The organism is Marinomonas profundimaris (assembly GCF_000508165.1).
Lineage (GTDB): Bacteria > Pseudomonadota > Gammaproteobacteria > Pseudomonadales > Marinomonadaceae > Marinomonas > Marinomonas profundimaris.
This window is the reverse complement of record NZ_AYOZ01000012.1, coordinates 1-11997: the sequence shown is the minus strand read 5'-3', so window position 1 is coordinate 11997 and position 11997 is coordinate 1. Positions and strand designations below refer to the sequence as shown.

Sequence of the window (11997 nt, the reverse complement as noted above, 5' to 3'; positions counted from 1 at the left end):
AAAGGGGTCAGATCCCTTAAACGAATGTTTTCGAATTGTATGAACACTTTATTTTTTTAAGGGATCTGACCCCTTTCGCAGACTCAAAGAAGGATTCTCTCATGTGCGGAATAGTTGGCGCCATTGCTCGTCGTAACGTATCAAAAATTTTAATCGAAGGCTTAAGCCGCCTTGAATACCGTGGATACGATTCATCCGGTATTGCGATTAACAACCAAGATGGTGTGTTTTCCCATCGCGCGGTCGGCAAAGTTCAAGCTTTGAAAGACAAGTTCGACGCGCAGCCTTTAGACGGGAAAATGGGCATTGCTCACACGCGCTGGGCAACGCACGGTAAACCAACCGAAGCCAACGCGCATCCACACTTTTCAGGCGATGATCTGGCGTTGGTGCATAACGGCATTATTGAAAACCACGAACCGTTGCGCCGTGAATTAAAAGCCAAAGGCTATGAATTCAAATCGGAAACCGACACGGAAGTTATTGTTCACCTTATCCACGATGCATTAAAAACACAGCCAGATTTACTGAAAGCCGTACAAGCCACGCTAACAAAATTGCACGGAGCGTTTGCTCTGGGAGTGGTTCAAAAAGACGATAACGAACGCTTTATTGCCGCTCGTAAAGGCAGCCCGCTTGTTGTGGGTGTTGGCATCGAAGAGAACTTTGTTGCGTCTGACCAACTTGCGCTACTGCACGTTACTGACCAATTCATCTTCCTAGAAGAAGGCGATGTTGTTGATGTTTCTCGCGACAAAGTCACTATTTATGATGAAAAAGGTGAACAGCAAGATCGCCCAATCAGCGTGTTTAATCACAATGTGGATGCCACGGACAAAGGTGAATTTCGTCATTACATGATGAAAGAAATCTACGAGCAACCGAAAGTGATCAGCGCGTGCTTGGAAGGTCGTATCAGCGAAACAAAAGTACTAACCAGTTGTTTTGGTGCCGATTCCGGCTTTCTAAAAGAAGTGGAAAACATTCATATCGTCGCGTGCGGTACCAGTTACCATGCGGGTATGGTTGCCAAGTATTGGATCGAAGATTTGGCTGGCATTCCATGCAGCGTCGAAGTCGCAAGCGAGTACCGCTATCGTAAAGTCGCTGTGCCGAAGAAAACCTTATTTTTGACCTTGTCACAATCGGGTGAAACCGCCGACACGCTGGCCGCTCTACGCATGGCCAAAGAGCAGGGTTACTTGACAACCTTGGCCATTTGTAACGTACCATCCAGCACCTTAGTGCGTGAATCTGCGTTGACGTTATTGACCAACGCCGGCCCAGAAATTGGCGTCGCGTCCACCAAAGCGTTTACCACTCAATTAACGGCTTTGCTTATTACCAGCGTGGCCATTGCGGTGGAAAATGGGTTGTCTGCTGAAAAAGAGAAAGAGCTTGTTCAAGCGATGCGCTCTTTGCCAGCCTACGTAAACGATGCTTTGCTACAAGATGCTCACATAAAAGCCGTGGCGGATCGATTTGCAAACAAGAACAACGCCTTGTTTTTGGGTCGTGGCACCATGTTCCCAATCGCGTTGGAAGGGTCGTTGAAACTGAAAGAGATCTCATACATTCATGCTGAGGCTTACCCAGCAGGTGAATTGAAACACGGGCCATTGGCCTTGGTGGACGAGGACATGCCAATCATCGCGCTCGTTCCGCACAACGACATGTTGGATAAACTGAAATCGAACCTGCAGGAAGTCGCAGCGCGTGGTGGTGAATTGTATGTGTTTGCCGACAAAGACACCGACCTGCACAACGAAGAAAATATCATCTTCACCGAAGTGCCAAAAGTCGACAGCATTCTTGAGCCGATTGTTCATACCATTCCACTTCAGTTGTTGTCTTACCACGTCGCGGTTGTGAAAGGCACAGACGTCGACCAACCACGCAATCTAGCGAAATCAGTCACGGTCGAATAATTATTTTAATATCAATATCTTGAGAATTTGAAAGAATAAAAAGCCTAGCCATGGACCATGAACGAAACATGGCTAGGAAGAAAAAGGCTAGGCAAAACCGTGCAGAGTAACGCGTTGAAAAAGTCGGTGTTTTACAGTGTGGCGAGGTAAATGGCCGGTGTGCCATTTACATCGGAGCTGTAAAGCACAGACTTGTTGTCCGGTGAAAAAGAAGGATGAGGATGGTTGATTTGTCGATCGCCATTCAGTACTTTCCAGCTGGTGTTGTGTTCTGTAATAGGGCGAATACTGGCGTCTGTTAAATCAATCAAATACAGGTTCGGGTCATTTTCGATGCCGTGGCCTGTGTTATCAGCAACGTCTACTGGCGTGCCAGAACCGTCTCCCACCACCATTGTGCCGTCGTTATTGCTCATCAAATGGCTGCACGCGGGCATTTCTATTTCTACTTTAAAATCCAATGTGGAAGCATTCACAGAACACAGCTGGCGCTTGTCGGTATTTGGGCGATAAGACACAAACATCATTTTCGAGCCGTCTGGCACAAAGAATTCGTGCGTGCAGGATTCTTCTTCGCTTTGTTCATACACCTTGCGCATGTTGTCGCCGTTTTCATCGATCATCCACATGCGAGTTTCAATCAAGTCATGCGGGCCTTCGTGGCAAAAGGCGACGGTGTTGTCGTCGTTTGGTCGATAAAGTGGATGGCCCAACCAGATATTCTCTTCAAAAACAGTGGTGCGTTGACCGGTTTTTAGGTTGATGGAGATCAATCGGCAGCGGGGTTTTTGATGATAAAACTGCGCAAATTTCCCCCAGCTGTCTAGCTCCATGTAATCGCTTTCTTTTATTTCGATGCCTACGACTTTCGTGCAGGCCGTATTGGGCACCCAAGTGCCATAACCTACCCAGCCTTTTGCCACTTCGTATAACACCGAATGTTCTTGGGTTTTCAAATCGACTCGCATGAGTTGCAGGTTGTTTTTGACGAATATCAGGGCGTCATCTTGCGTGGTTAAAAAGCCACCGAAGACGTTGTCACCTTTGCCTTCAGTGAGTTGCGTCGCGGTTTCTGTTTGTAAGTCGAGTAAATGATAGTTTCGGTGTGCATCAAAATCGGCGGAAATAAGCAGCTTATTGCCATCGTTTGTGAAGCATTTTTGATAGAAATAATTGCGATTGCATATGTGGCTGTCTGGTGTGAGTTGAGTAACGACCGAGCCTGTATTGACGTCGGTCGTGCGCTGAAATGCCAAAGCCGTTGTTTTACCAAGTGACATGATTTCCTCTCTTATTGTTATTGGCGCGTTGAAATTGTTCGTACGAAGGACGGGTTACCGTCCTTGTTGGTTCTGTTCGTATGGTTCAAAAAGCGTGTTACGAACACAGTATCATCAAAAAAAACCATTATCACCAATAAAAATGAAAAAGTGTTTTGAAAATATAAAATCATCGTTGTTATTTTTAATTTCTTCTTCTAGTATGAGCTCACAACATCAAATAAAAATAACATTTAGAGTTGATCCTTATGTATGAAAATCATCGTTTAGGTTTGCTGTACATCAGTCCATATATTATTGGGTTGTTGCTTTTTACTGCCTTTCCCTTTCTGTCGTCATTGATTATTAGTTTTACCGACTATGACCTAATCAATCCCCCGGAATACATTGGTTTAGATAACTATCGTTACATGATGGAAGATGAAACGTTTTATCAGTCTATGTGGGTGACGTTTGCTTATGTTTTTCTGACGATTCCTCTCAAATTGGCGTTCGCCTTGTTTATTGCCTTCGTACTGAACTTCAAGTTACGCGGCATTAAATTCTTCCGTACGGCGTATTACATTCCTTCCATTTTAGGCAGCAGTGTGGCGATTGCCGTGCTTTGGCGCGCGATCTTTTCGCTCGATGGCTTGCTGAATAACTTCTTAGGAATTTTTGGCGTCGAAGCCATTTCCTGGTTGGGAGAACCTGTGTTTGCCATGTTTTCTGTGACGTTATTGCGAGTCTGGCAATTTGGCTCGGCCATGGTAATTTTCTTGGCGGCGTTGCAAAGTGTTCCGCAGTCACAATACGAAGCCGCGCTGATTGATGGTGCGTCTAAATGGCAGATGTTCACCAAGATCACCATTCCGCTGATCACGCCGGTGATCTTCTTCAACTTCATTATGCAAACCACTCAAGCGTTCCAAGAATTCACCGCGCCTTACGTGATTACGGGCGGCGGTCCGGCCAAGTCGACGTATTTGTTCTCGCTGTACATCTATGAAACGGCATTTAAGTATTTTGATTTGGGCTACGGCAGTGCGCTTGCTTGGGTGTTGTTTGTTGCGGTGGCGATTTTTACCGCGATTTCTTTTAAATCCTCCAAGTATTGGGTGTTCTACTCTGGCGATAAGGGCGGAAAATAATAATGAATAAAATCTTTCCCGAGAAAGCCGCGCTGGCGGCGGACATGAAAAATAATCCTTTATTAAGAGCGGAGCTGCGCAAGCAAAAAATTGGCGCGAGCATTCGTTATGTCATTTTGGTGTTTTTTGGATTGGTGATGCTGTACCCGTTATTTTGGATGTTTTCGGCGGCGTTCAAACCAAACCACGAGATTTTCAGTTCATTGAGCCTTTGGCCAAAAGAGTTTTCTTTTGATGGTTTTATCAATGGTTGGAAAACTGGAACGGAATACACCTTCGGACGCTTTTTCATTAACACACTGTATTACGTGGTGCCGAAAGTCATTTTGACGGTCATTTCGTCGGTGATTGTGGCGTATGGCTTCGCCCGTTTTGAGATTCCTTTTAAGAAGTTTTGGTTTGTGACCTTGGTCGCAACCATCTTGTTGCCTACGTCGGTGTTGTTGATTCCTCAGTACTTAATGTTCCGTGAAATGGGCATGTTAGACAGCTACTTGCCCTTGTATCTTCCGATGGCGTTCGCGACGCAGGGTTTTTTTGTCTTCATGTTGATTCAGTTCCTGCGTGGTTTGCCCACGGACATGGAAGAAGCGGCGCAAATTGACGGTTGTAACTCGTATCAGCTGCTTTGGTACATCGTGGTGCCAATGCTGAAACCGGCGATTATTTCCGTGGCGCTGTTCCAGTTCATGTGGTCTGTGAACGATTTCCTTGGCCCGCTTATTTACATTTCCAGCGTAGAAAAATACCCCATCGCCTTGGCGTTGAAACTGTCCATCGATGTGACAGAAGGGACTCAGTGGAATGAAATTTTGGCGATGGCATCGATTGCCATTGTTCCGTCAATTGTTGTTTTCCTCATCGCACAGAATTACTTCGTAGAAGGTATTTCGTCCGGCGGCGTTAAGGGATAGGTGAAATAGTATGTCTAAAGTTGTCTTTGAAAATTTAACCAAAGTGTATTCGAACGGCTTCAAAGCGGTTCATGGTATTAACCTTGAAATCCAAGACGGTGAATTCCTCGTGGTTATCGGGCCGTCCGGTTGTGCAAAATCCACCACGTTGCGCATGTTAGCGGGGTTGGAATCGATCACGGGCGGTTCAATCAGCATTGGTGGAAAAGTCGTGAATGGTTTGCCACCGAAAGATCGTGGCATTGCCATGGTGTTCCAGAATTACGCCTTGTACCCCCACATGAGTGTGCGAGAAAACTTAGGTTTTGGTTTGAAATTGGCCAAAGTGAGTAAGGCGGACATCGAAAAGCAAGTCAATGAAGCCGCCGAGTTATTGGAGCTGACGGACTTGTTAGACCGCTTGCCGCGTCAATTGTCGGGTGGGCAAGCCCAACGTGTGGCCGTGGGGCGCGCCATCGTAAAACGCCCGCAGGTTTTCTTGTTTGACGAGCCGTTGTCCAATTTGGACGCCAAATTGCGAGCGTCCATGCGAGTGCGTATTTCGGATTTGCACAAAACACTGAAAAAAACCAATCGTTCAGCAACCAGCGTCTATGTTACGCACGATCAAACCGAAGCCATGACCATGGGCGATCGTATTTGTGTGATGAAAGACGGCCATATTATGCAGGTCGATACCCCCGCCAACTTATACAAATACCCGACGAATTTGTTCGTCGCGGGGTTCATCGGTGCGCCCGAAATGAACATGATTGAAACGCGATTAGACCGCGCGGGCGAAGGCAAGTGTCATCTGGCGTTAGCGTCACAGATCTTGGCATTACCGGATGAAAAACTGCAAAAGGTCTTGGTCAATTTTACCGAAAACGTAGTGTTCGGCATTCGCCCTGAGTTCATCAAATTGGCCGACGAAACGTCACCACAAGACGAAATTATCACCGGAACCATTGTTCGAATGGAAAACATGGGCGCGGAGTTTTATGTGCATTTCACCGTAGAAGGCCGAGAACTCTGTACGCGAGTGCCGTCCGATGTGGTGGAAGCCAAACTGCAGGACGCCATCGGCAAAGAACAAACCTTTCATTTCGAAATGAGCAACGCGCACATTTTTGATAAAGAAACGGAGAGAAATATCTCTCTTTAATCACTAACGAGGAAAAAAGGCATGAAAATAAAAACAATCGCTTTCTTAGTTGGCATCGCTTCTGTTGGGTCGATGGTGAGTGTAAATGCAAACGCTGAAGAACTACGCATGTCGTGGTGGGGCGGAAACTCTCGTCACGCGGCCACCAACGACGCGGTAAAAGAATTTGAAAAGGCCAATCCCACTATTTCCGTAAAAACGGAATACACGGGTTGGGGTGGTCATTTAGAGCGCTTAACCACGCAAATTGCCGGTAATACGGAACCGGATGTGATGCAAACAAACTGGAATTGGATGCCCATTTTCTCGGCTCGAGGAGATGGTTTTAAAGACCTTCTTGACTACAGCGATGTGCTTGATTTGTCGCAATTTGACGAAAGTGCCTTAGCGGCTGGAACGAATGACGGCAAGTTGAACGGTCTGCCTATTTCGATGGCAGCTCGCGTGTTTTATTTCAATAAAGACACATGGGACAGAGCGGGATTGGCGTACCCAGTCAGCTGGGATGACATCATGAAAGCGGGGCCGATTTTCAAAGAAAAACTTGGTGACGAATACTTTCCAATCATCCTAGAAGGTCGTGATGTTATCGCGATGAACCGTTCCTTTATGGTTCAGAAATACGGTATTCCAATGGTGGATGACGTGAATAAAAAAATCGCCTATTCCGAAGCGCAAATGCTGGAGTTTTTCCAGATGTACGCGGACATGATCAAAAACCATGTGGCGCCGAGCAGCAAATACGTTGCCGGTTTTGGCAAGGCGAACCTGTACGAACATAAGCCGTGGATCAATGGCCAATGGGCGGGCGTGTACATGTGGAACTCCGCTATCAATAAATACAACGACAACTTGAAACCACCTATGTCGTTGGAGTTGGGCTTCTATCCGATGCTAAAAGGCTCTAAAGACGCGGGTTTGTTTTATAAGCCTGCGCAAATGTTTTCGATCGGTAAGAATTCTGAGAATCCAGAAGACGCGGCGAAGTTGATTAACTTTATCTTAAATGAACCAGCGGGTTACAACGCGATGGGACTGGCGCGTGGTGTGCCACTGAGTTTGGCAGCGCGTCGAGCATTGTCGTTGGATGGCACCATCAAAGACGACGATTTATCGGTGGCGGGTTTGTCACAAATTAACGATTTGCCAAAGCATATTTTGACGTCAGCGCATTTTGAAAACCCAAGGTTTTTAGGTTTGTTCGAAGAAATGATGGAAAAAATGGACCAAGGTGACATCAGTGTCGAAGACGCCGCGAAAGACTTTATGTCGAAAGGCAACCGTATTCTACGCAGAGCAATGCGATAGCAGAGAAGCGTCATTCCTTTGAAAAAGGGATGGCGCTTTTTCGTGATTTAAAAAAGTGACTAGGTGAGATGTATGCAAGAAATGTTTGATTTGAGTAATAAAGTGGCGATTGTCACTGGCTGTAATACCGGATTGGGCCAAGGCATGGCGCTGGCGCTGGCCAATGCGGGCGCGGACATTGTGGGAGTCAATCGCAGTGTTCCAACAGAAACCATTGAGCTAATGGCAAAAACGGGTCGGAAATTTCACAGTGTTATTGCGGACATGAGCAAACTGGACAGCGTTGATTTAGTCATGAAAGAAGCGGTGTTGGCGTTTGGTAAAGTGGACATTCTAGTGAATAACGCCGGTATTATTCGTCGAAATGATGCGATTGATTTTACGGAAAAAGACTGGGACGACGTGATGGATCTCAATATTAAAGCGGTCTTTTTTATGTCTCAGGGCTTTGCTAAGCAAATTATGGCTCAGGGAACGGGCGGTAATATTATCAATATTGCGTCCATGTTGTCTTATCAGGGCGGCATTCGAGTGCCTTCTTATACTGCTTCCAAAAGCGGCGTGATGGGCGTGACGCGTTTGATGGCAAACGAATGGGCGCAACATGGCATCAATGTGAACGGCATTGCACCAGGTTATATGGCGACAGACAACACGTCTGCATTGCGCGCCGATGAAGATCGCTCTAGCGAAATTTTGGGACGTATCCCAGCGGGTCGATGGGGAACGCCTGGCGATATGGCGGGGCCAATTGTGTTTTTGGCGTCAGAGGCGTCTCGTTATGTAAACGGTTACACCATTGCGGTGGATGGTGGCTGGTTGGCGCGTTAGTGGTCATATTTTTGTAGCGATAGCGGTCGATTCGGTTTCATTTTGTCATCTTGGGATTTCTATGTATAAAAAATTACTCTACAATCGCAAAATCACATTTCAAAAAAAATGAAACTTATTATGAAAGAAGAGAATAATCAACAAATCGAACCCGTATCGTCGGTCATGAAGGTGTTTGCCATCTTAAATGCGCTGGCGGATCACAAATCGTTGGGCGTTACCGAACTGTCCCAAATCGTTATGACGTCTAAGAGTACTGTGTATCGTTTTCTGCAAACGATGAAAATGCTCGGATTTGTTCGTCAAGAAGGCGACGATGATCGGTATTCTTTGACGCTTAAGTTGTTTGAAGTGAGCGCCAAAGCGTTGGAACACGTAGATTTGGTCGCGTTAACCGAACCTTACATGGCGGCCATTGGTGAGCAAACAAAAGAAGCGCTTCACCTTGGTATTCGTGACGGCGACAACATTGTGTATATCTTCAAGGTGGACGCTCAATATAACCTGCGCATGCAGTCTCGTGTTGGTGGTCGTAATCCGTTGTATTCTACGGCAATTGGTAAAGTGCTCTTGGCAGAACGACCAGAAAGCTATGTACGAGACGTTCTGGCACAGACGGATTTTGTGCCTTCTACCTCGAAAACACACCGTTCAATCGATTCGCTTTTAGTGGAATTGAAAGAAGTAAAAGCCTTGGGCTATGGCGTGGATAACGAAGAGCAAGAAGAAGGCCTTCGTTGTATTGGCGCGCCTATTTATGATCGTTTAGGCAATGTGATCGCAGGACTGAGCTTGTCTTTTCCTACCTTGCGCCATACACCTGAAAAGTTTGAAAAATACGTTGGCTTGTTACAAGAAGCGGCAGCGAAAGTCTCTGCAAAATTAGGCTATACCAAGTAATTCTTCTTTAGCGCTTCTAAAAAGCAGGAACGATCTCGTTACCTGCTTTTTTTATGCGTTAAAAAAATAAATGAAACGGCTTTTCATAAAAGATTGAATAGTGTTTTCTAATGCTGCTATAGTGTGAAGGTCTAAAACAAGAATACAAAGAGTTGTCCTATGTTTGTCTACAATAACGATGTTCCTCTAGAAGATCTGGGTGCAGGTGTTTCACGCAAAATAATGGCGTATTCCGATAACATCATGGCCGTTGAAGTGCATTTTGAAAAAGGCGCAGTCGGCCCCTTGCACAAGCATCCACATGAACAATTAACCTATGTTTTATCCGGTAAATTTGAGTTCACAATTGGTGACGAAACCAAAATCGTCACGGCAGGTGATGCGCTCTATAAAGAGCCAAATGTGATGCACGGTTGTTTGTGTTTGGAACCGGGTGTTTTGCTGGATAACTTTACGCCGGTACGCAAAGACTTTTTGTGATACGGCTTGTTCCCTTTTATTAAGAACCAATCCATATTTAACGAATTCTAAAAACGGAATTCTGGAGTGAATAATGAAAATTGCACTGATGATGGAAAACAGCCAAGCGGGCAAAAACCCAATGATCTTGGAGCAACTTAATGCGGTTGCCGCGCCACTGAATCACGATGTTTATAATGTTGGCATGAGTGACGATAACGATCATCACCTGACGTATATTCATTTGGGTATTATGGCGAGCTTGTTATTGAACTCAAACGCAGTGGACTTCGTCGTATCGGGTTGTGGCACAGGCCAAGGGTCGATGATGTCGCTGAACGCGCACCCTGGGGTTTTGTGTGGTTACTGTCTAGAACCTTCGGATGCCTTTTTGTTCAACCAGATTAATAACGGCAACGCGATTGCGATGGCGTTCGCAAAAGGTTTTGGTTGGGCAGCCGAATTAAACGCGCGTTATATTTTCGAAAAAGCCTTCACGGGGCCACGGGGCGAAGGGTATCCTGTTGAACGTAAAGAGCCACAAGTGCGCAATGCGGGTATTTTGAATCAAGTCAAAGCGGCGATCACCAAAGACAATTATTTGGATACATTGAAAGCCATCGACCAAGAATTGGTAAAAACAGCGGTGACGGGTGAACGTTTCCAAGCGTGCTTTTTTGAAAACGGTCAGAGCCCTGAAATCGAAGCGTACGTGCGCTCCTTGTTATAGTTTTTATTATTAAAAATAATTACAAGGTGAGCGCGAAAAAGAAAGAGAGAATGCTGTTACGGCATTCTCTCTTTTTTTGTTTATCACTTTCCCCGAAGACCTTGCTGGTTTTTAACTGAACGCCTTGAAATAAAAAGCTGTGATAAAAAATACATTAGAAAATCCGCCATGGAAAAACAGGAGCAAAGCATGGATGTCTTTCACGCCGTTGTGTCTTTAGAGGATCAGCCCGATCATTTTGCTAGTCTTCAAGCCGCACTGGACGCCGCGCCGAAGGATGGCTCGCTTTATCGCATTCATATTCACGCAGGCCGCTACCATGAGCGCGTTTGTATTCGGCGGGATAACGTCGAAATCGTCGGCGCGGGCGCAGAATCAACGATCATCTACGCACAAGTGTGTGCTGGCATGCTGGAACACGGCGGGCAATTGGTCAGCACATTGGGAAGTCGTGTGGTCGAAGTCGCCGCCGTTTCCATTACGCTGAAGAAACTGTCTATAGTGAATCAATGGGACTACATCAAAAATGCATTAAAACACCCAGATGATCCGACAAAGACAATGCACCCTCAGGCCATCGCACTGCTTTTGAGTGATAAAAGTGACCATGTTTTTCTGGAACACGTAAACCTAGAAAGCTATCAAGACACCTTTTGCACGCAAGGCAAAAAAAGCCATCTCACCCATTGCAAGATCAGCGGTAATATCGACTTTGTGTTTGGTTGTGGGGAAAGCCTGATTGAACGCTGCGACATTGTGTGTCGAGCGTGGCCGAGCCAAAGCAAAGTGTGGGGTTATATCGCCGCGCCAAGTACCTCGATTCATCAAGATAACGGCCTGACGTTTTTGCGTTGTCGCGTGATACGAGAAAACAACCAAGTGCCAAAGCACAGCTACGCATTAGGCCGACCTTGGCACCCAACCAAAACATTTGATGATGGGCGTTACGCCGACCCAGACGCCATCGGCAAAGCCGTGTTTATAGAATGCGAACTCGACGACCATATTTACGGCTGGGACAAAATGCACGGACTCGCCAAAGATGGCAGTAAACGATATTTTCAGCCCGACAAAGACGCGAGGTTTCATGAAGCGAATAATTATGGTTCTGGTGCGAATCAAAACGTCGGTCTTCAGGCCGACAAAAAGCATCCAATCTTTACAAAACTTCCTTGTCGCGATAAATCACGACCTACATAAAGATGAATCACGACCATAAAACAAATCACCTGTAGGTCGGCCTTCAGGCAGACCCCATCGCTTCCATGACGCGCTCAAGCACGACCTACACACAACCCTTGTCGCGCTAAAGCACGACCTACACAAAACCCTTGTCGCGCTAAAGCACGACCTACATAAAAGATGAATCACGA

At 46.1% G+C, this 11997-nt stretch carries 11 protein-coding genes; 10 read left to right on the top strand and 1 reads right to left on the bottom strand.

Annotated elements, in window-relative coordinates; genetic code table 11:
* Positions 1-101 precede the first annotated feature (101 nt).
* A complete protein-coding gene (gene glmS, locus D104_RS26255) occupies positions 102-1928 on the top strand; it encodes a glutamine--fructose-6-phosphate transaminase (isomerizing) (protein ID WP_024023621.1) in 1827 nt (608 codons plus the stop codon).
* Positions 1929-2059: 131 nt separating this feature from the next.
* On the opposite strand, the gene D104_RS26250 is transcribed toward glmS, so the two are convergent.
* A complete protein-coding gene (locus tag D104_RS26250) occupies positions 2060-3208 on the bottom strand; it encodes an oligogalacturonate lyase family protein (RefSeq protein ID WP_024023620.1) in 1149 nt (382 codons plus the stop codon).
* A gap of 248 nt (positions 3209-3456) precedes the next feature.
* Between D104_RS26250 and D104_RS26245 the strand changes: the two genes are divergently transcribed.
* The 9 genes from D104_RS26245 (at position 3457) to D104_RS26205 (ending at position 11824) form a co-directional block, all read left to right on the top strand.
* The gene (locus D104_RS26245; protein WP_024023619.1) at positions 3457-4338 is read left to right on the top strand and encodes a carbohydrate ABC transporter permease; all 882 of its coding nucleotides are present in this window, start codon (positions 3457-3459) and stop codon (positions 4336-4338) included.
* A 2-nt stretch (positions 4339-4340) separates the two neighbouring features.
* Positions 4341-5252, top strand: coding sequence for a carbohydrate ABC transporter permease (locus tag D104_RS26240; RefSeq protein WP_024023618.1), 912 nt, complete (start codon positions 4341-4343; stop codon positions 5250-5252).
* A gap of 10 nt (positions 5253-5262) precedes the next feature.
* Positions 5263-6396, top strand: a complete 1134-nt coding sequence (locus tag D104_RS26235) for an ABC transporter ATP-binding protein (protein WP_024023617.1) — start codon at positions 5263-5265, stop codon at positions 6394-6396.
* A 21-nt stretch (positions 6397-6417) separates the two neighbouring features.
* Positions 6418-7704, top strand: a complete 1287-nt coding sequence (locus D104_RS26230) for an ABC transporter substrate-binding protein (RefSeq protein WP_024023616.1) — start codon at positions 6418-6420, stop codon at positions 7702-7704.
* A 72-nt stretch (positions 7705-7776) separates the two neighbouring features.
* Positions 7777-8535: a 2-dehydro-3-deoxy-D-gluconate 5-dehydrogenase KduD gene (gene kduD / locus D104_RS26225; RefSeq protein WP_024023615.1), complete on the top strand. Its 759-nt coding sequence runs from the start codon at positions 7777-7779 to the stop codon at positions 8533-8535.
* 120 nt (positions 8536-8655) lie between these two features.
* On the top strand, positions 8656-9435 hold the full coding sequence (gene kdgR, locus D104_RS26220) for a DNA-binding transcriptional regulator KdgR (RefSeq protein WP_024023614.1): 780 nt from the start codon (positions 8656-8658) through the stop codon (positions 9433-9435).
* 159 nt (positions 9436-9594) lie between these two features.
* Positions 9595-9915 carry a cupin domain-containing protein gene (locus D104_RS26215; protein ID WP_024023613.1) on the top strand — a complete coding sequence of 107 codons (321 nt, stop codon included), beginning with the start codon at positions 9595-9597 and terminating at the stop codon, positions 9913-9915.
* 73 nt (positions 9916-9988) lie between these two features.
* Positions 9989-10624 (top strand): RpiB/LacA/LacB family sugar-phosphate isomerase, encoded by a 636-nt coding sequence (locus D104_RS26210; RefSeq protein WP_024023612.1) that lies wholly within the window; start codon positions 9989-9991, stop codon positions 10622-10624.
* 189 nt (positions 10625-10813) lie between these two features.
* Positions 10814-11824, top strand: a complete 1011-nt coding sequence (locus D104_RS26205) for a pectinesterase family protein (protein ID WP_051997746.1) — start codon at positions 10814-10816, stop codon at positions 11822-11824.
* The last annotated feature ends 173 nt before the right edge of the window (positions 11825-11997 follow it).

Coding starts and splice junctions, on each gene's coding strand:
- glmS (WP_024023621.1), top strand. CDS start 102: ATGTGCGGAATAGTTGGCGCCATTGCTCGTCGTAACGTATCAAAAATT.
- D104_RS26250 (WP_024023620.1), bottom strand. CDS start 3,208: ATGTCACTTGGTAAAACAACGGCTTTGGCATTTCAGCGCACGACCGAC.
- D104_RS26245 (WP_024023619.1), top strand. CDS start 3,457: ATGTATGAAAATCATCGTTTAGGTTTGCTGTACATCAGTCCATATATT.
- D104_RS26240 (WP_024023618.1), top strand. CDS start 4,341: ATGAATAAAATCTTTCCCGAGAAAGCCGCGCTGGCGGCGGACATGAAA.
- D104_RS26235 (WP_024023617.1), top strand. CDS start 5,263: ATGTCTAAAGTTGTCTTTGAAAATTTAACCAAAGTGTATTCGAACGGC.
- D104_RS26230 (WP_024023616.1), top strand. CDS start 6,418: ATGAAAATAAAAACAATCGCTTTCTTAGTTGGCATCGCTTCTGTTGGG.
- kduD (WP_024023615.1), top strand. CDS start 7,777: ATGCAAGAAATGTTTGATTTGAGTAATAAAGTGGCGATTGTCACTGGC.
- kdgR (WP_024023614.1), top strand. CDS start 8,656: ATGAAAGAAGAGAATAATCAACAAATCGAACCCGTATCGTCGGTCATG.
- D104_RS26215 (WP_024023613.1), top strand. CDS start 9,595: ATGTTTGTCTACAATAACGATGTTCCTCTAGAAGATCTGGGTGCAGGT.
- D104_RS26210 (WP_024023612.1), top strand. CDS start 9,989: ATGAAAATTGCACTGATGATGGAAAACAGCCAAGCGGGCAAAAACCCA.
- D104_RS26205 (WP_051997746.1), top strand. CDS start 10,814: ATGGATGTCTTTCACGCCGTTGTGTCTTTAGAGGATCAGCCCGATCAT.